This is a genomic window from Nitratireductor sp., from assembly GCF_017794765.1.
Classification (GTDB): Bacteria; Pseudomonadota; Alphaproteobacteria; order Rhizobiales; family Rhizobiaceae; genus Nitratireductor.
The window spans coordinates 1,226,879-1,247,512 of sequence record NZ_CP051236.1 but is presented as its reverse complement, the minus strand read 5'-3'; the positions used below and the strand labels follow the sequence as shown (position 1 = coordinate 1,247,512).

Genomic DNA, 20,634 nt, shown 5'->3' with positions numbered 1-20,634 from the left:
CATGTCCGAAATCAAACGCGTCGACACCGGCACCCGCATGAGCCAGGCCGTCATTCATAATGGCACGATCTATCTCGCCGGCCAGGTGGGTACGCCGGGCGCGAGCGTGGCTGCGCAGACCAAAGACATCTTGCAGAAGATCGATGCGCTTCTGGAGCAGAACGGTTCTGACAAGACCCGCATCCTGCAGGCGACCATCTGGCTTGCGGACATGAAGGATTTTTCCGAGATGAACGAGGTCTGGGACGCCTGGGTCGCGCCCGGCCACGCGCCAGCCCGCGCCTGCGGCGAGTCCGCGCTGGCCACGCCTGATTACACGGTCGAGATCATCGTGGTAGCAGCCGCCGGCTGATCACGCCGCACGCTTTACCGGTATCACCGGCTCCTGGCTCGCCCCCAGGGCGAGCCGGACGAGAACGAACCCAAACACACCTGTGGCCAGAAAGCCGGATGCGAGCGGTATTGTCGTCTGGTTGTAGAATGCGCCGAAGCCGACCGCAAAGACCACGGCCACGAGGCTCGATCCGGACGCAATGAGTGAGGCCCCAAGCCCCGCCAGCTGTCCGAGTGACTGCATCGCCATGGCATTGAGATTGCCAAACAGAATGCCGATGCAGAAGAAGATGACGAACCCCATTGCCATGAAGACCAGAAATGGCGGCCTGCCTTCGTAGAAAACTGACAGGGAAAGCAGGCCAAGGCCCAGGATGACAAGGCCGATCAGAGCCCCCTCGCACATCGCCTGCATGCCAAAGCGGCGCACCACCTGTGCATTGGCCATGGACGCAAGGCCCATGCCGGCGGCAAACGCGGCGAAATAGGCGGGGAACAGAGTGGACACGCCGTATACGTCGAAAAAGATGTCGGCTGCCGTGCTCAAATATTGAAGATGTGCACCGAAGACGAGGCCGGTCGCCACGATAAGAAGCGTCACACGCCGATTGCCCAGGATGCGCGCAGCGTTCTGCACAAGGGAGACCGGATGGAAACGGATGCGGCTTTGCGGCGGAAGTGTTTCGGGCTGCCGTGCCATCAGCCAGATGCACAGAAACACCGAGAGAGCGAGATAAACCATGAAGATGGCCCGCCAGCCGGCAAAAGCCAGAACGAGCTGCCCCATCGCCGGGGCGAGCATCGGTACGAGAATGAACAGCACGAACATGAAAGACATGATCCGCGCCATTGCCTCACCCTCAAATTGGTCCCGGATCAGAGCGCGAGTGGCGATCTTCGGCCCTGCCACGCCGATGCCCTGCAGAACGCGGCCCAGAACGATCACGCCGACGCTTGTCGACAACATCGCCACCAATGTGCCCGCCATATAAAGACCGAGTCCCAAGACGAGAGCCTTCTTGCGCCCTATGGCATCGGAAATCGGGCCGAGGAACAACTCGCCGAAAACCATGCCGAAGATGAAGAGCGACACGATGTGCTGTGTGGAGAGTGGCGGCTCCACATGGAGTTCCGTCTCAATGATCCGCAAGGCCGGCAGCACCGCATCGATGCTGATTGCTGTCAGTGATGTGAGAAACGCGTAGAGCGCGACGCGCTCGAACGAGATGGACGGTTTTTTCAACAGCAGGCCTGAACGGTCAGATTGGCAGGGGGCGGCGCTCTTCTATGGCCTCCATGGCAAAATAAGACGTGACGGATTCAAGCTCGACCTTCTGGATCAGGCGCTGATAGACGGAATCATAGCTTTCCATATCGGTCGTCACGATGCGCAGCATGTAATCATAATCGCCGCCGATGCGGAAGAAGTCGACGATTTCGGGAATGCTGGAAACATGCTGACGGAACGTCTGCAGCCATGCCGTGGAGTGATGGCGTGTTTTCACCATCACGAACACAACAAGGCCCAGCCCCAGCTTGTTCCTGTCCACCTGAAGCGTGCGGCCACGGATCACGCCGCGCTCTTCCAGCGACTTGAGACGTCGCCAGCAGGCATTCTGGGAAAGACCCACCTTTTCCGCGAGATCCCTTTGCGAGAGAGATGCGTCTCGCTGAAGCGCCCGCAATATACGCCTGTCAAACTGATCTATTTTCTCAACCATATCCGATCATATGACCCAAATTTCTCGCAGTATCCATCATTATCTGTGAAAATGATAGACGATCACTGTGCGATCCTTTCGTTCTGACGACTTTGATGGATTGAACCATGGCACGTGATGTTCTGAACGCCTTCAAGCACAGCCTCAAACGCGCGGACATTGCCGAGTATCTGCGGACCGGTCTGATCGGCGAGAATGCGATGATCGACGGTCCTTGCGGGCAAAAGCCGCTGATCTATGCGGATTATGTGGCCTCTGGCCGCGCGCTTGCGCAGGTAGAGGATTTCATCCGCGATGAGGTACTGCCCTACTACGCCAACAGCCACACCGAAGCCTCGTATTGCGGCTCGTTCTCAACGCGCTTGCGCGAGGCGGCGCGTGCCGAGATTCACCGCCTCGTCAAAGCGGATGAAGAGACGAGCGTGGTCTTCTCCGGATCGGGCGCTACATCCGGCATCAACCGGCTCGTGCGCCTGCTGCAGATCACAGAAACCATCGCGGCCGGCGGTCGGGTGGTGGTGCTTACCGGCCCTTATGAGCATCATTCGAACATTCTGCCCTGGCGCGAGAGCGGTGCAACGATCATCGCCATTCCCGAAACCGCCTGCGGCGGTCCGGACATGGAGGCGCTGAGCGCTGCACTTGAAGCCAATGCCGACGCAACATTGAAGGTGGGTACCTTTTCCGCAGCCTCCAATGTCACCGGCATAACGACCGACACGGATGCGGTGACGCGGCTTCTCAAAGCGCATGATGCGCTCGCCATCTGGGACTATGCAGGCGGCGCGCCCTATCTCGACATCGACATGAAATCGGGCACCGACTGCGCAAAGGATGCCGTGGTGCTCTCACCCCACAAATTCCCCGGCGGTCCCGGCGCTTCGGGCCTTCTGATCCTGCGCGACGCCATCGCGCGCACCGCACAGCCGACCATGCCCGGCGGCGGTTCGGTGACCTTCGTGTCACCATGGGCGCATGATTATTCCCGATCCCTTTCAGCCCGCGAGGAAGCCGGAACCCCCAATGTGGTGGGCGACATCCGCGCCGCGCTCGTCCTCCTGGTGAAGGAAGCACTTGGCCAGGATTTCATTGATCGCCGGCACGAGGAGCTGCGTAAACGGGCGCTCGGCGTCTGGTCGCTGAACCCCTGCCTTCAGCTTCTTGGCAACCCCGCTGCGCCGCGGCTGCCGATCTTCTCGTTCCGGATTCTTTGCCCTGAAGGCAATACGCTGCACCATCAGCTTTTCACGCGGATGCTGAGCGATCTTCACGGCATTCAGGCGCGCGGCGGCTGTGCCTGCGCGGGCCCCTATGCGCATCACCTGCTTGGCATTGATGAACGGCACTCAGCCGCGCTGCTCGAGAGCATTCGAGAGGGCCGGGAGATGGAGAAGCCTGGCTGGGTGCGGCTGAACCTCAGCTATCTGATGACTAACGATAAGGCCGATTTCGTCATCAACACGGTCGACCGCCTGGCGCGCGAGGCACAACGTCACGCGAGCGCCTATGATTTCGACCCGAGCACCGCGCGTTTCCGCCACAAGGGCCTCGCGCTGGCGGGTTGACCCTGTCCGCTGGTGCAGTGGCTGTTCCCCCGGCTTCGTCCGATTGAAGCCGATTGCGTGAAGGAGAACTCCGGGAGCCAGTCGTGCCCCGTTTCAGGACCGGCTTTTTCTCCTCACAAAAACGGCGTCCTTTGAAGGGACGCCGCTGCTTCGGATGCTCCTGGCCTCACTCCGGTTGAGGAATAGGCATTGCCTTGACGGTGCTCGTGCCCTGATCAGGATCAACGCCGAACCAGGTCTTGTGGATGGCTGCCATCGTGCCGTCTTCCTTCATGGCCGAGATTGCCTCGTTTGCCTTTTCCAGAAGGGGATGGTCCTTGCGTGTCATCATCGCAAAGCGTTCGCCAGTCGGGATGCGTACAAGGATCTTGAGGCCCGGCACCTGCGTCATCGCATACTGAAATCCAGCGATTTCACCAGCACCGCCTTCGAGACGACCCGCCCGGACGTCAAGCAGGAGATCCTGCTGCGCCGAATAGGAGCGGATGTCCGCAATGCCGTACTTCTCGGCATTCTCCTTCGCCCAGGCTTCGCCGGTGGTGGCAGCCACGACGCCGATCGTCTTGCCCTCAAGCTCCTCCAGCGTCGCGACTTCAGAATCCTCGCGCCCCACAATCGTGCCGTCACTGTCGTAATAGGGTTGAGTGAAAGACTGGTTCTGCAGCCGTTCATTGGTAATCGAGATCGACGATATGGCAAAGTCGATCCGCCCTGAGCTTGTTGCGGCAAACAGTGCCTGAAAACCCAGATCCTGGAACGTGACCTCCATGCCCAGACGCTTGGCAACCTCGCGGGCGACGTCCACCTCAAATCCCTCGAAGTCACCGGTCTCGGTCTTGTACTCCCACGGCGGGTTGGCCGGATAGGCACCTACCGTGATGGTTTCTGCGAATGCCGCCGGCACAAATGACGCCGCTGCGAGCGCGATGGACAGAGCAAATGCGCGGATCTTCATGATCGATCTTCTCCCATTCTCACCGGCCCCTGTTCCCAGTGGAGCCCGGAAATTGTTTGATCACATGATCATTTATTCTGCAGCAGATCAATGGATATTTGAAGCTCAAAAAATCGCGCATATCCCCGGCAGAGGTTTCTCCCCCGATCGGGTCCATGCAGAAGCGGCGGCCGGAAAACGCCACCGCGCTCCAGGATTTCACGTGGCGCGAATGACAAGCTGCCAGAGCGGTTCACCGTTTCACGGAAACGCTGCCCCGCTCTATCCATCAGTTTTTCCGCATTTGTGCGGACGTCAGGTGTTTCCATCTGACTGCAAAATGTCTAGTCCTGCTTCGGCAGATTGTTGGCGCGTCTCGCCATTTCCGCCTCGTTGGTCGGCTGTTCGGTGAAGCCCTCGATATCGGAGACTTCCTCCACGTCGCGCTCGATCTCCATGGGGCTTGCCACGTAAGCAGTAGCAAGCTCGGCAACCGAACGCAGCGCATGAACGTGAATGCGCTCATACCCGTGGGAAGCATCGATACCGAAAGCGATCAGCGCCGTGCGCACATCATGGCCGGCCTCGATTGCGGAAGCGGAATCGGAGCGGTAGTAACGAAACACATCCTTCTGATAGCGAATGTCTTCCTCACGGCACAGTTCGACGAGCTTCTTCGTGAGATGATAATCGAATGGCCCGGCCTGGTCGGCCATGGCGATGGTGACGCCGAATTCCGCAGAGTTCTGCCCCGGTGCTGTCGTTCCGTTGTCTATGGTCACCATGGAGGCTATCTCTGGCGTCACGATCGAGGCGGCGCCCACCCCAACCTCTTCGGCGATAGTGAAAAGCCAGTGCGTATCGACCGGCAACGTCACCTCGTTGCCGAGAAGCGATTCCAGTGCTGCAAGCGCGATGGCAACGCCGGCCTTGTCATCGAGGTGCCGTGAAACGATGAAGCCGTTTTCAAGAAATTCAGGCTGCGGGTCGATGGCGACGAAATCGCCGACGTCGATGCCCAGATTGTGCGCGTCGGCACGGTTCCAGCACATGGCATCAACACGCAGTTCCACATAGTCCCAGCCAACCGGCATGGTGTCGACGTCGTCGTTGAAGGTGTGTCCGGACGCCTTCAACGGTAAAATTGAGCCCCGATAGGTCCCCTTTTCGGTGTAAAGCGTTGCCCGTGCGCCTTCGGCGAAGCGCGCCGACCAATGACCGATAGGGATGAGTTCGAAGCGACCATTGTCCTTGATGTATTTGACCTGAGCGCCCAGCGTATCGAGATGGGTGACGATGGCGCGTGCGCCTTCGCGACGGCCACCGCGCACAACGGCTCGAATAGCGCCTCGCCGTGTCAGCTCGGGTTCGAGCCCCAGACGCTCCAGCTCCGTCGTGACATGTCGGACGATCGTGTCAGTGTAACCAGTGGGACTGTCGATCTCCAGAAGCGCCTTGAGCTGGTCGACCAGATAGGAAACGTCGATCTTCAGTCGCGACATGCATACCCCTTGAATTGCCCATTTCGCCCGGCCTCGCTTCAGCCCGGCTGCGATTATCTGAGCAGACCGTCGAGCCTGCACGCTGTGTGAAACCCGCTACCCTCTGGGGGCCAATGCCCGTTCCGCCGATTTAACGCCGGAGCGCGGGAAAAGCAGATCGACGAAGCGCTCTGCAGTGGGCTGCGGTTCGTGGTTCGCAAGGCCAGGCCGTTCATTGGCTTCGATGAAGACATAATCTGACTGGCCCGGCGACCGGACCATAAGGTCAATGCCGACAACCGGAATGTCAATGGCCCGCGCTGCGGTGCAGGCCGCGCGGACCAGATCCGGATGCACCTTCTCGGTAACGTCATGAATGGAGCCGCCGGTGTGGAGATTTGCCGTTTTCCGGACCACCACTTCCTGGCCTTCAGGCAAGACGCTCGACATCTCAAAGCCGAGACCGGCCACACAACGCCTCGTCTCGTCGTCAATGGGGATCCGGCTCTCGCCGCCCGTTGCCGCCGCGCGCCGGCGCGACTGCTTTTCAATCAGTTCCCCAATGGTCTTGTGACCGTCACCCACCACACGGGGCGCACGGCGCACCGCTGCGGCAACGAGACGATAATCGATCACCACCAGACGCAGGTCCTCGCCCTCGAAACAGGCCTCGATGAGAACGCGGTCGGAAAGCTCGCGGGCGATGCGTATCGCATTCTTCGTTTCGTCGAGCGTTTCGAGACCGACGGCAACGCCCTTGCCCTGTTCACCGCGCGCCGGCTTCACCACAACACGCCCGTGCTTGTGCAGGAATGCTTCGAGCACCGCGTCGTCATCCACGGCCTCCATCTGCTCCGGCACGATCAACCCCGCGCGTTCCACCACGCGGCGGGTGACGGCCTTGTCGTCGCAGATTGACATGGCGACAGCCGAGGTAAGCTCCGAGAGACTTTCCCGGCACTGGATCGAACGGCCACCGAAAGAGAGGCGGAAAAAGCCGCCTTCGGCATCCGTTACATCCACTGCGACACCGCGCCGGTGGGCCTCATCCACTATCAACCGCGCATAGGGATTAAGACGGTCAAAATCCGCAGGAGGATGTGTGAAGAGTTTTTCGTTGATGGGGTTCTTCCGCTTGACCGCAAACACCGGAACGCGGTGGAAGCCGAGCTTTTCATAGAGCGCGATGGCCTGGTCATTGTCATGCATGACCGAGAGATCCATGAAGCCTGCACCCCGCGCGGCGAAATGCTCGGCCAGCCGTCTTACCAGCATCTCGCCCACTCCGGCGTGGCGGCACTGGGGATCGACCGCAAGACACCAAAGCGAGGAACCGTTTTCTGGGTCCTGGAACACGCGGCGGTGATCGACCCCCGTAACCGTTCCCAGAATGTCGCCCGTTTGGTCATCCTCGGCCACGAAATAGGTGACGGCGCGGCTGTCACGGTTGGTCCAGAAGAAGTCCGGCCGCACCGTGACCATGCCGCGGCTCTGGTAGATCGCGTTGACCGCGTTCGCGTCAGCCTCCGAGGTCAGCCGCCGGATGAAAAAGCCACGCGGCTGACGCCGGCTCGGCCGATAGGTCGCAAGATCGAGCCGATAGGTGTGTGACGGATCGAGGAACAATTCCTGCGGCGCCATCGAAAGGAGCACATGCGGATCGCGTATATAGAAGGCGATGTCGCGCCGCGCCGGCCCCTCGTCTCGCAGCGCTCCCGCAAGTTCTTCATTGGTGTCGAAGGTCTGTGCGAAGAGAAGCCGTCCCCAACCAAGTTCCAGAGAGACATGCTTGTCCTGTTGAGCGGAGGACTGATCTGCCGGCGCACTGGTCGGCTTCATGGTTTCGCTGCGCAAACGTTTCAGGCGATAGCCGAGCGCCTTGTCACTACGCCCGCGCGAGGCACGCAAAGCCACATCCTCTTTCTTGGCCATCGGTCACACCCCGTGGGTTTGCAGCCAGAGTTCGAGCAGCCCTACCTGCCAGAGTTCGGAACCGCGCAAGGGCGTAATGTGATCAGCCGGCGCGGCGTACAGCGTATCCAGATAGTCCTGACGGAACAGGCCGCGCTCACGCGCCGACTGCGACGATAGCGCATCGCGCACCATGTCGAGATAGGGCCCATCGACATATTTAAGTTGCGGCACCGGGAAATAACCCTTTTTCCGGTCGATGACCTCGTTTGGCACTACCTGCCTCGCGACCTCTTTCAGCACACCCTTCCCGCCCTGTTTGAGCTTTTCTTCGGGCGGGATGCGGGCAGCTAGCTCCACCAGTTCATGATCGAGGAAAGGCACCCGTGCCTCAAGCCCCCAGGCCATGGTCATGTTGTCGACCCGCTTGACCGGATCATCGACGAGCATGACGGTGGAATCGAGCCGCAGCGCGGCGTCGACCGGAGTATCGGCCCCTGCTCGCGTGAGATGTGCCGACACGAGTTCGCGGCTTGCATCACGATCCGCGATCCACTCAGGCGAGAGCTGCCTGCTCAGGGTTTCGTGCGAACGATCGAAAAAGACCCTGGCGTAATCGTCCACCACATCATTGGAGCTCATCAACGGCGGATACCAGTGATAGCCACCGAAAATTTCGTCGGCGCCCTGCCCCGACTGCACGACCTTGATGTGTTTCGATACTTCCTTGGAGAGGAGATAGAAGCCGACATTGTCGTAAGAGACCATGGGTTCCGACATGGCCGCAAACGTGCCCGGTAGCGCATCCATCAGATCGGCCGACGGCACGAAGATCTTGTGGTGATCGGTGCCGAATTCTTTGGCGATCAGATCGGAATAAATGAATTCATCGCCCTTTTCGCCATTGGCCTCCTCGAAACCGACGGAGAAGGTCATGAGACCCTTCTGGCCGGCCTCGGCGAGAAGCCCGACGATGAGGCTGGAATCCACACCCCCCGAAAGCAGGACGCCTACCGGAACGTCGGCCACCATGCGGCGCTTGACGGCAAGACGCAGGGCTTCCAGGGTCCGGTCCCGCCATTCATCCGGAGAAAGCGCAGCCATTTCGGGATCGCGCGCGAAGGGCGGATCCCAATAGACCCGATCCCGCTGCTTACCATCGGCTTCGATGATCCGGATGGTGGCGGGGGGAAGTTTCTTCACGCCATTGAGGATGGTGCGCGGCGGGGGGACGACCGCGTGGAATGTCATGTAGTGATGCAGCGCATGGCGATCGATGGACGTGTCCACGTCCCCGGCTGCCAACAGGGCTGGAAGCGAGGAGGCGAAGCGAATACGTTCCGGCGTTTCCGCCAGATAGAGCGGCTTGATGCCGAAACGGTCTCGCGCCATCACCACGCGACCCGTCTCACGTTCCCGGAGAACAAAGGCAAACATGCCGTGAAACCGGTTCACACAATCTTCGCCCCAGGCGTGCCAGGCTTTGAGGATGACCTCGGTATCGCCGGTGGAGAAGAAGCGATAGCCTCTGCTTTCCAGCTCCGCGCGCAATTCGGGATAGTTGTAGATGCAGCCGTTGAAGGCGATGGTGAGGCCCAGTTCGGCATCTTCCATGGGCTGCCGGGCCTTTTCCGACAGATCGATGATTTTCAGCCGCCGATGGCCGAACGCCGCGCTGCCATGAATGACGGCGCCGGCGCCGTCAGGTCCGCGCGGCGCAAGACAGTCCATCATTTTCGAAAGAGCGACAGGTGAGGCAGGGCGGCCATCAAGCCGCAGTTCTCCGCAGATTCCGCACATGGATAGCGATCTGATCCCTTGTTTGTCGTTGCGTCGGAGCGTATTTTAGTTATAGTTATAACTATTAGATGTCAAATTAATGGCGTCCGCATGACTTCCGAGACGACAACTGACAAAGTCACCAACGGGTTCCGTGACGAGGAGTTACGAGGGGTGGAAAAGTGCATCCGCCGCATCGTACGTGCCAACGATGTGCAATCCAGAGCGCTTGCCAAGCAGATCGGCCTCACGGCGCCGCAGCTGATCATCCTCAAGGCAATCGCGGCGCTGGGGGAGGTCACAACGACGGTTTTGTCGGCCCATGTCGATTTGAGTGCGGCGACCGTGATCACCATCCTCGACAATCTGGAAGCGCGGCAAGTGGTGGAGCGCTATCGGTCTCGCAACGACCGACGTGTGGTCCACACCCGGCTGACGGATCAAGGCCGTGGGCTGTTAATGCGCGCGCCCGAGCCGATGGGCGACGCTTTCGCCCGGCGATTTGCAGCTCTCTCTCCGGAACGCCGAGGCCAGCTTATTTCATCCCTGACAACCATTGCCGACATGATGGCACCTGGCGACGACCTGCAGAAACACCCCCTCCAGCACTGAGCGCGACTGCGCGCACGGGTTAAAATTGATCGAGCGCAAGGCCACGTCACACAGACGTGTCAATTTGCCCGAAACACGCAATGGACGCAGACCGGGTGCGCGATTATGATCGCGCCGCACAGCAGGAAGGTTCAATGAATTACCAGCGTTTTTTCTCAGAAGCGATCGATCAACTTCACGCTGAACGCCGTTATCGCGTTTTCGCCGACCTTGAGCGGATCGTCGGCGCGTTTCCGCGCGCCATCTGGCGGTCCGGCGAAGAGACGCGCGAGATCACTGTCTGGTGCTCGAACGATTATCTCGGCATGGGCCAGCATGAGTGCGTGATTTCCGCCATGCAGCAGGCCGCGGGCTCGATGGGTGCAGGCGCCGGCGGCACGCGCAACATCTCCGGGACCAACCACCCGCTGGTGGAGCTAGAAGCCGAGCTCGCGGATCTTCACGGGAAGGAAGCCGGTCTCGTTTTCACGTCCGGCTTCATCTCCAATGAAGCCTCCATCTCGACCATCGCCCGCCTTTTGCCCAATTGTCTGGTTCTGTCCGACGAGCTGAACCACGCCTCCATGATCGAGGGAGTGCGCAGGTCTGGTGCGGAAAAGAAAATCTTCCGCCACAACGATGTCGGCCATCTTGAAAGCCTTCTGAAAGAAGCCGACCCCAGCCGGGCAAAGCTGATCGTTTTTGAATCCGTTTACTCCATGGACGGTGATATCGCGCCCATTGAGGCGATTGCCGACCTGGCCGACAAGTACAATGCCATGACTTACATCGACGAGGTCCACGCCGTCGGCATGTATGGCGCGCGCGGCGGCGGCATCACCGAGCGCGACGGGCTCGCGCATCGTATCGACGTCATCGAGGGAACGCTTGCCAAGGGTTTTGGCGTTATCGGCGGCTATATCACGGGTTCGGGTGCCGTCATCGACGCGGTGCGCTCGTATGCCTCCGGCTTCATCTTTACTACCGCCCTGCCACCGGCCATCGCGGCGGCGGCAACTGCATCGATCCGTCATCTCAAATCCTCATCCGTCGAGCGGGAGGCGCAAAAACGCCAGGCGCAACGGACCAAGGAGGGGCTGCTGGCCGCCGGTCTGCCGGTGATGCCGTCTCAGACGCATATCGTTCCTTTGCTCGTCGGCGATCCCGAACTGTGCAAGCAGGCCTCTGACCGTTTGCTTGAAAAGCACGGGATCTACATCCAGCCGATCAATTATCCGACAGTGCCGCGCGGAACGGAGCGGCTGCGCATCACGCCGACGCCATTTCATGACGACGGGCTGATCGAGACCCTGCGCGATGCGCTTCTGGAAACCTGGGAAGCGCTCGGCATTCCGTTCAAGGAAGCGGATCAGCCTCAGCAGGCGAAGTCCGAACGTGTAGTCTCGCTTCTGGTGCCGAAATCCGGCGGGTGAGCTGATTTCTTCAATGTAAACAACGAAAACGCCGTCGAATTTTCGTTCGACGGCGTTTTCGATTTTTCTCATCCGTTTTCGGCGAAACCGCGAAAAAGCGCTACTTTTTCGACAAAAGATCGCGGATTTCCGTAAGAAGCTGAACGTCTGCGGGCGGAGCCTCGGGCTCTGCCGGCTTTTCGGCTTCCTTCCGGCGCAGTGAATTCACGCCTTTCACCATGAGGAAGATGATCCATGCCAGGATCAGGAAGTTGACGACGACAGTGAGAAAATTGCCGTAGGCAAACACAGCCCCCTGCTCCCGCGCGGCCTCCAGAGTGGTGGCGGTGACGGAGGAAGAAAGCGGCATGAAATAGTTGGAAAAATCGAAGCCACCGAAGATGGCCCCGATGAGCGGCATGATAATGTCATCGGTCAACGATTTCACAATGAGACCGAACGCGCCGCCAATGATCACGCCGACCGCGAGGTCCATCACATTGCCTCGTGCAATGAACTCCCGAAATTCCTTCATCATAAGGGTATCTCCCCAATCTAGCTGCAACCCCGGCGACTCATAGGCCGCCAACACCTGAACAGTAGAAGCGTCACGCGTGGAAAGCGCAACAAAAACCATTCGATCGTTTCCGCAAGCACATTCACCGAAAGAAGCATTGGACACGCAACCTGGCCTGTGTTTGCCTTTCAATGGACCTGTGAGGAGGAGAATCGCGACCGGTGCAGGGCTGGGTCATCGCAATCATAGCCGTTGCCTATGTGACGCTGCTCTTCTTCATAGCAAGCGTCGGCGACATTCGGGCTGCCCGTCAGGGCGGGCTTGGCTCGCGCCCCTACATCTATGCGCTCAGCATCGCTATCTACTGCACATCCTGGACATTCTTCGGCTCGGTGGGTCTGGCCTCCGAGCGCGGACTGGAGTTTCTGGCCATCTATATCGGCCCGGTGCTGGTTTTCCTGTTCGGTTTCCCGATCCTCAAGCGCATCATTCGGCTTGCGAAATCCGAAAAGATCACCTCCATCGCGGACTTCCTGGCGGCCCGCTACGGGAAAAGCTTCGCCGTCGCATCAGTGGCAACGCTGATCGCCACCTTCGGCACGGTTCCATATATCGCGCTCCAGCTGAAGGCGATTTCCGATTCCGTCAGCCTCATGGTGACACATTACGATGGCGCGCCTCCGGTCATCGACTTCTTTGTCGGCGACATGGCGTTGATTGTGACCTTTCTCCTGGCAATCTTCGCCGTTCTGTTCGGCACGCGTCACGCCGACGCAACCGAGCATCAGGAGGGGCTGGTTCTTGCGGTAGCGGTTGAGACCCTCGTGAAACTCGCAGCCTTCCTCGCGGTGGGCATTGCCATCACCTATTTCTTTTTCGGAGGGCCCCTGGACCTGGCGCGGGCTGTAAGCAGCCTTCCGGAGGTACAGAAGGCGTACACCTATCCCACATCGCTGGCGACCTGGATCGTCATGACGACGCTCAGCGCTTTCGCCATCATCATGCTGCCCCGGCAGTTCTATGTCACCATCGTGGAAAACCGCAGCACTACGGAGCTTGAGACTGCCAGCTGGCTTTTCCCGCTCTATCTGGTGCTGATCAACCTGTTCGTGATCCCGATAGCCTTCGCCGGGCTCGCACTGGTGGGAGATAAGGCAAATTCGGATCTCTACGTGCTCGCTCTTCCCCTGCTTGCAGGGCATGACCTTCTCGCACTGATCGCCTTCATAGGCGGGCTTTCAGCAGCTACGGCGATGGTCATTGTCGCCAGTGTGGCGCTCTCGATCATGGTTTCAAACGACCTGGTGATACCGCTGTTTCTGCGCCGTCTGCTGCGTCCTGACCATCACGAAAAGAACGACTGGTCGGCGAGCATTCTGAACATCCGCCGCGCAGCGATCTTCATCATCCTTTTCACGGCGTTTCTCTATTACCGCGAAACCACTCACAACACCCGTCTGGCCGCCATAGGCCTTATCTCCTTCGCGGCCATCGCACAGTTTGCACCGGCCTTCTTCGGTGGGCTGATCTGGCGTGGTGCGAACGCTCGCGGCGCTCTGCTGGGCATGGGCGCAGGGTTTGCCATCTGGGGCTACACGCTGCTTTTCCCCTCCCTTGCCCCGCAAGGCACCAGCATCATTACGGACGGTCTCTTCGGTCTACCCGCGCTCAGACCACAAGCCCTTTTCGGAACCGTTGCAGAGCCACTGAACCATGGCGTGCTGTGGAGCCTTGCCGTCAACACGCTTTTCTTCGTTCTGGGTTCTCTTTCACGCGCCGCACAACCGCTCGAGCGTATTCAAGCCGCAATCTTCGTGCCACGCGACACGGGCCCTATCCCGACCCTGCGCCGGTTCCGCACGGCAGTCACCGTGAACGATTTGAAGGACACGATCTCTCGCTATCTGGGAGCGGAGCGCACCGAGCGCTCCTTTGCCACGTTTGAAGCCACCCATGGCGTTCGTCTCAACGGCAACGATCAGACCGGCATTGCGCTGGTGCGCTTTTCAGAACAATTGCTCGCCAGCGCTGTGGGGTCCTCTTCCTCCCGGCTCATTCTGTCCCTGCTCTTCCAGAGGAACGACCGGTCGCCACGTGATGCACTCAGACTGCTCGACGATGCCTCCATGGCACTGCAGCACAATCGCGATCTGCTGCAGACCGCACTCGACCAGATGGAGGAAGGCGTCACGGTCTTCGACAGGGATTTCCAGCTCATCTGCTGGAACCGGCAATACAGAACGCTTTTCAATCTGCCGGACGAAATGGGCCAGGTCGGCGTGTCGCTTGATCGGTTCGTCAACCTCCTCACCGTGCGTGGGGAAATACCACTCGATGCCTATACAGTGACACTGAACCGCTTCACCGACTTTGGGATGCCATGGGAAATCCGGCTCCAGAAGAGCGGCCGCATCATCGAACTGCGCACAAACCCGATGCCCGATGGCGGTATCGTCGCCACCTATACCGACATCACCCCGCGCGTGGAGGCGGACATCGCGCTAAAGCGCATCAACGAAACACTTGAGCAGCGTGTGGCCGATCGCACAGCGGAACTGATGCGCGTCAACGAAGAACTGGCGCAGGCGCAGGTAATCGCCGAAGAAGCCAATCTTGGGAAAACGCGGTTTCTGGCAGCGGCCGGCCACGACATTCTCCAGCCCCTCAATGCTGCCCGCCTCTATTGCTCGTCGCTCATGGAACGCGCAGAAGGCGGGGAGACCCGCGAGTATGTGAGCAACATCGAATCGTCGCTCGATTCGGTAGAGGCGATCCTCGGCGCCGTGCTCGACATCTCGCGTCTGGATACCGGGGCGCTCAAACCCTCTCCGAGCGTGTTTCAGCTGGATGGGCTGATGCGCCAGCTGACAACGGATTTCATGCCGCTGGCTGAGGAAAAAGGGCTGAAGCTCACCATCGTTCCTTCAACTCTGACTGTGAACACCGACCGGAACCTGCTTCGCCGCCTTGTTCAGAACCTTGTCTCCAACGCAATCAAGTACACGCCCAGCGGTCGCGTCCTTGTGGGGGTGCGGCGGCGCGGCGAGTTGCTCGAGCTGCAGGTTATCGACACCGGCATCGGAATCGCCTCCGACAAGCTGAACACGGTGTTTCGCGAATTCACACGGCTGGAGGAAGGCGTGCGTCAGGCACAGGGGCTGGGCCTCGGCCTGTCGATCGTCGACCGCATCGCACGCGTTCTGAACATGGAGATACGTCTCGATTCCCAGATCGACGGCGGCACACGCTTCTCGGTCATCATTCCTATCAGTTTCAGCAGAGCCAGCGCGGCTGACATTCCCCCACGCCCGACCGCTATCCAGCAAACGATGCTGGAAGGTTTGCGCGTGTTGTGCATCGACAATGATCCACGCATCCTCGATGGGATGCGTCGTCTCCTCGAAGGCTGGGGCTGTGTCGTTGCAACGGCAACCGGATCATCTTCCCTTCCCGATTTTTCCGGCAGCCCTCCAAACATCATCCTCGCCGACTATCATCTCGACAATGAAGTGGGGCTCGACGTGATCGTGGCCTTGCGAAGCCGGTACGGGGGCACGATACCGGCAATCCTGATAACGGCTGATCGCTCCAACGAGGTGCGCGCCGAGGCCGAAGCCTTGACAGCCATGGTGCTGAACAAGCCTTTGCGCCCGGCCTCGCTGCGCACGCTGCTCATGCGATGCCGCCAGATGCTCGCCGCAGCGGAGTAGCTCTCGGGTCAGTTTTCGGTGACGATGGTATCAGCGCCTATCCTGGACAGACGAATGACAGCCTGGGTGCGGCTGTCCACGTTAAGCTTTTGCAGAACGGCCGATACATGCGCCTTGATCGTGGCTTCGGATACGTTGAGCTCATAGGCGATCTGCTTGTTTAAGAGCCCTTCAGCCAACATGCTCAGCACCCTGGTCTGTTGCGGTGTCAGGGTTTGAAGGCGGCTGATAAGGTCGGCGATCTCCGGATCGGCTTCGGCTCCCAGATCGATGTCGGCGGGGGTGTAGATGCCGCCGTCCAGAATCGTGCGAACCGCCGTTCTGATCTCGTCCATGCCTGACGATTTCGAGATGAAACCGGAAGCGCCCAGCTCCAGCGCCCGTCGGATGGTTTCGGGATCGTCGCGAGCAGAAACAACAACGATGGGCACCACCGCATTCATTCCACGCAAGGCGATCAATCCGGAAAGACCGCTCACGCCGGGCATGGTGAGGTCGAGCAGGACGAGGTCGATGTTGTCATCCACCAACGCCTTCGCGCCTTCGAAGTCGCCTGCTTCGAGTATCTTGCATGCATCGTCGAGTCCGGAAAGAGCGCCTTTCAACGCTCCCCGAAACAGAGGATGGTCGTCGGCGACCAGAAATCTATAGCCCGATGCCAAAAGTCCCTCCCGCGCCCGCTGCTTTATTGTCATCTTCTTCCGCCGCGGGTCTCGGTGCGATTATGCGGGGAATAGCCATCATTTCAAGCTCTGCCAAGGCCAGACGCTCCACCACTCGCCAAAATGCTCGCGGAAGATTTACTTGTCTGCCCCAGATCTATGCCACAGACTCGGCCGGAGGGTGAAAACCCGTGAGCCTGCTATGGAGAAAATCCACAAGGTAGCCCTATTCTGCATCGGACGCGCCGTGATGTTCGGCGCATTCGCCATCGGGCTGGTGATGCTGAGCTTTTCGTTCGACCTGATTCTCGCTTTCAGTGCCGGAGCCCTGATGACGCTCATCATGTCCGAACTTCTGATACTCAAGGCTTATGCGCTTGCCAAACAGAACCCCAAGAAGACCGAGGTCTGGATGCATCTCAATCCAGATGCGCGCCCGGTCGGGCGATCGGGCGCAAAGGTGTTTATCGCAATACTGAAAGACATCTATCTGCGCTTTGCCGCCCTGAGCCTGCAGGTCGGCTGCGGGTTCTTCGCATTCTCGATGGTGCTGCGTCTGGTGCGAGCGGCCACCTAGAGTGTTTCGAGCTTTATTGAAGCGGCTTAAAAAGCCGCCCTTCGCTCAGGTTCGATCGGGGGCCGGCGCATCGGGCGAGGTTGTGCTGTCTTCCTTCTCGAAATCCTTCACGATCCCCATGAACTTGCGGAAAAAACGTTCCATCAATCCCAGGGTCTGTTCAAACTCGTCCTCAGTCGGCAATTCCGATGAAGCCTCGGAGGAAGCGCTTTCCAGCGCCTCGACACGCTTTTCGAGGGTCTCGAGCTGGTCCTGCAGCGCGGCGATGTCTTCCTCATAGGCCGTGCGCTCGTCGGCCGCAGGCGCACAGACAAGCTGCCCTGACCGCTCGCGGCAAAGCGACATGGCACCAGTCCTCGTGTCCATGCGCACATAACCTTCGTCCGTGCGCTCCAGCTGAAAGCGCTCGGCCTCCTGCGCCGTGGCACTCGTCAGCGTGGACAGGATGATCAGCGCGCCTGTCGCTGCAATTGTATTGCGCATCATTGTATTGCGCATGGGGTCTGCTCCGCGTTCATGCTTCCGACGATGGCTTCATGCCCCAGGAATGCGCCATAATTGGGATAACGTGCAATCCCCTGAAAACGCTTTTTCGGGCCTTTCGCTACAGCGGTATTGCAAGTATAGCCGCTGGCATGGCTCACCTGATCTATAAAATCTGTCCCCGTGCGCTCTGGCAGGAAGCCGAGATGGCGGGAGTGTTCCATGGCGCACCGATTGATCATGCCGACGGGTATATTCATTTTTCCACGGCCGAACAGGTTGCGGAGACCGCGGCCAAGCACTTTGCGCAGCAGGATGACCTCTTGCTGATCGCCATTGATGCCACATCGCTTGGAAGCGCCCTGAAGTACGAGGTCTCACGGGGAGGCGCTCTCTTCCCGCATCTTTACGCCCCACTTGAGCTCGACAAGGTGGAGTGGGTTCGTCCCCTGCCGCTCGGCTCTGACGGTCTTCACATTTTTCCAGAGCTGCCAGAATGAAGAGCCTGCTCGACAAGATCGCTCGACAAGCCCTTTTTCGGATGGACTCCGAACGCGCGCACAATCTTGCAATCATGGCATTAAAAAGCGGCATGCCCCTCGCCCGCCCTCCACAGGTCAGCAAGCGTCTCAAAACCATCGTCGGCGGCATGGTGTTTCCCAACCCGCTCGGGATGGCCGCAGGTTTCGACAAGAATGCCGAAGCTGCCGATGGGCTTTTGCGCCTGGGATTCGGCTTTGTGGAATGCGGCACTGTCACGCCGCTGCCGCAGGAGGGAAACCCTAAACCGCGCCTGTTCCGGCTGGAAGAAGACAGCGCGCTCATCAATCGAATGGGGTTCAACAACCACGGCATGGCGGCCGTGCGCAGACGGATTCTGGATCGAGCCGGCAAGGGTGGGATCGTTGGCGTTAACATCGGCGCGAACAAGGACAGCGAGGATCGCATCGGCGATTATGAGGCCGGAGTGCGGGCCTTTGGCGACATCGCTTCCTATCTTGCCGTCAACATCTCCTCTCCAAACACGGCCGGCCTCAGGTCGTTGCAGGATCGCGCGAACCTGTCCGAACTCCTTTCACGCGTGCTTGCCACGCGCAACGAGGTCGCGAAGCTGCGGCGTGCTCCCGTGCCTCTCTTCCTCAAGATCGCGCCCGATCTGACCGACGCCGCCCTTTCGGACATCGCCGATGTGGCACTGGACAAGCGTATCGATGGGTTGATCGTCAGCAACACCACTCTTTCAAGGACGGGTGTCACGAGCCGTCTGGCTCACGAGACGGGTGGCCTCTCCGGCCTGCCCCTTTTCGAGCGGTCCACAATCGTGCTGGCAAAGCTGCGACTGCTGATCGGCCCCGCCATGCCGCTGATCGGCGTCGGTGGTGTGAATTCCCCGGAGACAGCGCTCGAGAAAATTCGAGCCGGCGCCGATCTGGTGCAGATGTATAGCGGCCTGATTTTCGGCGGCACGTGCCTGCCCGGCCGAATTCTCGCAGAAATGAGTGCCTTCACCCAGCGCGAAAACCTTTCTTCCCTGCGCCAGCTCCGCGACACCCGTGTCGACGAATGGGCCGCACGCCGGCTCGACTGACGGCCTACTCGGCGAATGTTCTGCGCATGCGCGAGGGCACGATTGCAAAAAGGCTGAAACCGCGAACCAGCAGCAGAACATGGAAAGCGGCCCACAGGCCATGATTGCCGAAGGCCCTCGTCAGAACAAACAGGCAGGCGAGATAAAGCGCGAAAGACAGCAACATCATGTTGCGCATGTCGCGTGACCACGTGGCGCCAATGAAGACGCCATCCATCTGGAACGCAAGGACACCCGAAATGGAAATCAACGCGGCCCAGGGCAGGAACGTGTTTGCGGCGGTCCGCACCTCCTGTGCCGTTGTGATGAACGCGATGAGGGCCTCGCCGGCCAGAAGAAAGAAGAGCGACATGAGGATGGCGAAGCCGAACCCCCATGCCATGGTCAACCTGACGGAACTCAGGAAAGCGGGCCGATAACGCGCGCCCACCGCTCGACCTGCCAGCTGCTCGGCTGCGGTTGCGGTGCCATCGAGAAAGTAGCCCGCCACGAGAAAGAAGTTCAAAAGTACGGCGTTGGCGGCGAGGGTGACAGTGCCAAACTGGGCGCCCTGCCTGGTAAACAGTGCAAAGGCGGCGAGAAGAGAGAAAGACCGGATCATGATGTCGCGATTCATCGCGACCATGCGCACCAGCTGATGGGTGTCGAACACCCGTCTCAGAGAGACCCGCGGCCCCTGCCGGAAGCGCCGTGCCAGCACCGCAAACCCGGACAGCATGCCGATCGCCTCTCCACCCACCGTGCCCCAGGCCACACCCTCTATGCCCCAGCCAAGCGACAGCGCCAGATACATCGACAACGCGATGTTTGCGCCGTTCAGAACGACCTGTAACACCAGCCCGAGCGCCCCTTCGCCGCGGCCCAGAACATATCCAAGGATCGCGTAGTTGATGAGGGAAATCGGGGCGGCAAAGATGCGGATCGCGACATAGGCCTCCATGGCGGCCGTGACCTCGGGGCCGGCATCCATGAAATAAGCCCCCCCGGCGATGATGAGAGGGCCGGCGAGAACGACGAGGAGACCGGCGACCAGGGCGACAAGCAGTGCTCGCCACAGGATCGCCTGTTCTTCCAGCGCGTTTGCCTGACCATAGGCCTGGGCAACCAGTCCGGTTGTGCCGGAGCGCAGGAAATTGAATGTCGTGAAGACCACGTCGAAAACGATGGCGCCTGCGGCCAGCCCGCCCAGGAGCGCCGCATCGCCATACTGGCCGACGATAGCCGTATCGGCGATACCGAGGAGCGGGGTCGTCAGATAAGCCAGCGTCATCGGCAGGGCGATCGACAGGACGAGACGGTTCGTCACCCTGAAAGGATGCGTGACGCGGGCTTGCGGCTGAGCGTGATCCATCGAATGCGCCCCAAAGGGC

At 59.8% G+C, this 20,634-nt stretch carries 18 protein-coding genes; 8 read left to right on the top strand and 10 right to left on the bottom strand.

Going from position 1 to position 20,634, the window contains the following annotated elements; all coding sequences use genetic code 11:
* Nucleotide 1 precedes the first annotated feature (1 nt).
* Nucleotides 2-352 (top strand): RidA family protein, encoded by a 351-nt coding sequence (locus HF949_RS06000; protein ID WP_292899024.1) that lies wholly within the window; start codon nucleotides 2-4, stop codon nucleotides 350-352.
* Here HF949_RS06000 and HF949_RS05995 read toward each other — a convergent pair whose 3' ends face one another.
* Together HF949_RS05995 and HF949_RS05990 are read right to left on the bottom strand one after the other, a co-directional pair.
* Nucleotides 353-1,576, bottom strand: coding sequence for an MFS transporter (locus tag HF949_RS05995; RefSeq protein ID WP_292899022.1), 1,224 nt, complete (start codon nucleotides 1,574-1,576; stop codon nucleotides 353-355).
* Nucleotides 1,577-1,592: 16 nt separating this feature from the next.
* A complete protein-coding gene (locus HF949_RS05990; RefSeq protein WP_223019602.1) occupies nucleotides 1,593-2,054 on the bottom strand; it encodes an Lrp/AsnC family transcriptional regulator in 462 nt (153 codons plus the stop codon).
* A 107-nt stretch (nucleotides 2,055-2,161) separates the two neighbouring features.
* Between HF949_RS05990 and HF949_RS05985 the strand changes: the two genes are divergently transcribed.
* Complete coding sequence (locus HF949_RS05985) at nucleotides 2,162-3,619, top strand: aminotransferase class V-fold PLP-dependent enzyme (RefSeq protein WP_292899019.1); 1,458 nt, start codon at nucleotides 2,162-2,164, stop codon at nucleotides 3,617-3,619.
* A gap of 166 nt (nucleotides 3,620-3,785) precedes the next feature.
* On the opposite strand, the gene HF949_RS05980 is transcribed toward HF949_RS05985, so the two are convergent.
* The 4 genes from HF949_RS05980 to HF949_RS05965 form a co-directional block, all read right to left on the bottom strand.
* A complete protein-coding gene (locus tag HF949_RS05980) occupies nucleotides 3,786-4,574 on the bottom strand; it encodes an ABC transporter substrate-binding protein (RefSeq protein WP_292899017.1) in 789 nt (262 codons plus the stop codon).
* 323 nt (nucleotides 4,575-4,897) lie between these two features.
* The gene (locus tag HF949_RS05975) at nucleotides 4,898-6,055 is read right to left on the bottom strand and encodes an osmoprotectant NAGGN system M42 family peptidase (RefSeq protein ID WP_292899016.1); all 1,158 of its coding nucleotides are present in this window, start codon (nucleotides 6,053-6,055) and stop codon (nucleotides 4,898-4,900) included.
* A gap of 96 nt (nucleotides 6,056-6,151) precedes the next feature.
* Nucleotides 6,152-7,966 (bottom strand): N-acetylglutaminylglutamine synthetase, encoded by a 1,815-nt coding sequence (ngg, locus tag HF949_RS05970; protein WP_292899015.1) that lies wholly within the window; start codon nucleotides 7,964-7,966, stop codon nucleotides 6,152-6,154.
* 3 nt (nucleotides 7,967-7,969) lie between these two features.
* Entirely contained in the window at nucleotides 7,970-9,745 is a 1,776-nt protein-coding gene (locus tag HF949_RS05965; RefSeq protein WP_292899014.1) for an N-acetylglutaminylglutamine amidotransferase, read from the bottom strand.
* Nucleotides 9,746-9,835: 90 nt separating this feature from the next.
* On the opposite strand from HF949_RS05965, the gene HF949_RS05960 reads away from it, so the two are divergent.
* Both HF949_RS05960 and hemA read left to right on the top strand, forming a co-directional pair.
* On the top strand, nucleotides 9,836-10,336 hold the full coding sequence (locus HF949_RS05960; protein WP_292899013.1) for a MarR family winged helix-turn-helix transcriptional regulator: 501 nt from the start codon (nucleotides 9,836-9,838) through the stop codon (nucleotides 10,334-10,336).
* Between the two features lie 134 nt (nucleotides 10,337-10,470).
* A complete protein-coding gene (hemA, locus tag HF949_RS05955; RefSeq protein ID WP_292900012.1) occupies nucleotides 10,471-11,748 on the top strand; it encodes a 5-aminolevulinate synthase in 1,278 nt (425 codons plus the stop codon).
* 100 nt (nucleotides 11,749-11,848) lie between these two features.
* Here hemA and mscL read toward each other — a convergent pair whose 3' ends face one another.
* Nucleotides 11,849-12,265: a large conductance mechanosensitive channel protein MscL gene (mscL, locus tag HF949_RS05950; RefSeq protein ID WP_292899011.1), complete on the bottom strand. Its 417-nt coding sequence runs from the start codon at nucleotides 12,263-12,265 to the stop codon at nucleotides 11,849-11,851.
* Nucleotides 12,266-12,465: 200 nt separating this feature from the next.
* Between mscL and HF949_RS05945 the strand changes: the two genes are divergently transcribed.
* Entirely contained in the window at nucleotides 12,466-15,954 is a 3,489-nt protein-coding gene (locus HF949_RS05945; protein ID WP_292899009.1) for a PAS domain-containing hybrid sensor histidine kinase/response regulator, read from the top strand.
* An 8-nt stretch (nucleotides 15,955-15,962) separates the two neighbouring features.
* On the opposite strand, the gene HF949_RS05940 is transcribed toward HF949_RS05945, so the two are convergent.
* The gene (locus HF949_RS05940) at nucleotides 15,963-16,649 is read right to left on the bottom strand and encodes a response regulator transcription factor (RefSeq protein WP_404933805.1); all 687 of its coding nucleotides are present in this window, start codon (nucleotides 16,647-16,649) and stop codon (nucleotides 15,963-15,965) included.
* 169 nt (nucleotides 16,650-16,818) lie between these two features.
* Between HF949_RS05940 and HF949_RS05935 the strand changes: the two genes are divergently transcribed.
* Entirely contained in the window at nucleotides 16,819-17,193 is a 375-nt protein-coding gene (locus HF949_RS05935; protein WP_292899007.1) for a hypothetical protein, read from the top strand.
* Between the two features lie 45 nt (nucleotides 17,194-17,238).
* Here HF949_RS05935 and HF949_RS05930 read toward each other — a convergent pair whose 3' ends face one another.
* Entirely contained in the window at nucleotides 17,239-17,691 is a 453-nt protein-coding gene (locus HF949_RS05930; RefSeq protein ID WP_292899005.1) for a hypothetical protein, read from the bottom strand.
* A 137-nt stretch (nucleotides 17,692-17,828) separates the two neighbouring features.
* Here HF949_RS05930 and HF949_RS05925 point away from each other — a divergent pair, with 137 nt between their 5' ends.
* Nucleotides 17,829-18,176, top strand: coding sequence for a DUF952 domain-containing protein (locus HF949_RS05925; protein WP_292899003.1), 348 nt, complete (start codon nucleotides 17,829-17,831; stop codon nucleotides 18,174-18,176).
* Nucleotides 18,173-19,264 carry a quinone-dependent dihydroorotate dehydrogenase gene (locus HF949_RS05920; RefSeq protein WP_292899001.1) on the top strand — a complete coding sequence of 364 codons (1,092 nt, stop codon included), beginning with the start codon at nucleotides 18,173-18,175 and terminating at the stop codon, nucleotides 19,262-19,264. Before HF949_RS05925 ends, HF949_RS05920 begins: the two co-directional genes overlap by 4 nt.
* 4 nt (nucleotides 19,265-19,268) lie before the next feature.
* Here the strand turns inward: HF949_RS05920 and HF949_RS05915 are convergent, their stop codons facing one another.
* Nucleotides 19,269-20,615, bottom strand: coding sequence for an MATE family efflux transporter (locus HF949_RS05915; protein ID WP_292898999.1), 1,347 nt, complete (start codon nucleotides 20,613-20,615; stop codon nucleotides 19,269-19,271).
* Nucleotides 20,616-20,634 lie beyond the last annotated feature (19 nt).

What these genes read in the sequence shown, in the direction of transcription:
- HF949_RS06000 (WP_292899024.1), top strand. Translation starts at nt 2, where the DNA reads ATGTCCGAAATCAAACGCGTCGACACCGGCACCCGCATGAGCCAGGCC.
- HF949_RS05990 (WP_223019602.1), bottom strand. Translation starts at nt 2,054, where the DNA reads ATGGTTGAGAAAATAGATCAGTTTGACAGGCGTATATTGCGGGCGCTT.
- HF949_RS05985 (WP_292899019.1), top strand. Translation starts at nt 2,162, where the DNA reads ATGGCACGTGATGTTCTGAACGCCTTCAAGCACAGCCTCAAACGCGCG.
- HF949_RS05980 (WP_292899017.1), bottom strand. Translation starts at nt 4,574, where the DNA reads ATGAAGATCCGCGCATTTGCTCTGTCCATCGCGCTCGCAGCGGCGTCA.
- HF949_RS05975 (WP_292899016.1), bottom strand. Translation starts at nt 6,055, where the DNA reads ATGTCGCGACTGAAGATCGACGTTTCCTATCTGGTCGACCAGCTCAAG.
- ngg (WP_292899015.1), bottom strand. Translation starts at nt 7,966, where the DNA reads ATGGCCAAGAAAGAGGATGTGGCTTTGCGTGCCTCGCGCGGGCGTAGT.
- HF949_RS05965 (WP_292899014.1), bottom strand. Translation starts at nt 9,745, where the DNA reads ATGTGCGGAATCTGCGGAGAACTGCGGCTTGATGGCCGCCCTGCCTCA.
- HF949_RS05960 (WP_292899013.1), top strand. Translation starts at nt 9,836, where the DNA reads ATGACTTCCGAGACGACAACTGACAAAGTCACCAACGGGTTCCGTGAC.
- hemA (WP_292900012.1), top strand. Translation starts at nt 10,471, where the DNA reads ATGAATTACCAGCGTTTTTTCTCAGAAGCGATCGATCAACTTCACGCT.
- mscL (WP_292899011.1), bottom strand. Translation starts at nt 12,265, where the DNA reads ATGATGAAGGAATTTCGGGAGTTCATTGCACGAGGCAATGTGATGGAC.
- HF949_RS05940 (WP_404933805.1), bottom strand. Translation starts at nt 16,649, where the DNA reads ATGACAATAAAGCAGCGGGCGCGGGAGGGACTTTTGGCATCGGGCTAT.
- HF949_RS05935 (WP_292899007.1), top strand. Translation starts at nt 16,819, where the DNA reads ATGGAGAAAATCCACAAGGTAGCCCTATTCTGCATCGGACGCGCCGTG.
- HF949_RS05930 (WP_292899005.1), bottom strand. Translation starts at nt 17,691, where the DNA reads ATGCGCAATACAATGATGCGCAATACAATTGCAGCGACAGGCGCGCTG.
- HF949_RS05925 (WP_292899003.1), top strand. Translation starts at nt 17,829, where the DNA reads ATGGCTCACCTGATCTATAAAATCTGTCCCCGTGCGCTCTGGCAGGAA.
- HF949_RS05920 (WP_292899001.1), top strand. Translation starts at nt 18,173, where the DNA reads ATGAAGAGCCTGCTCGACAAGATCGCTCGACAAGCCCTTTTTCGGATG.
- HF949_RS05915 (WP_292898999.1), bottom strand. Translation starts at nt 20,615, where the DNA reads ATGGATCACGCTCAGCCGCAAGCCCGCGTCACGCATCCTTTCAGGGTG.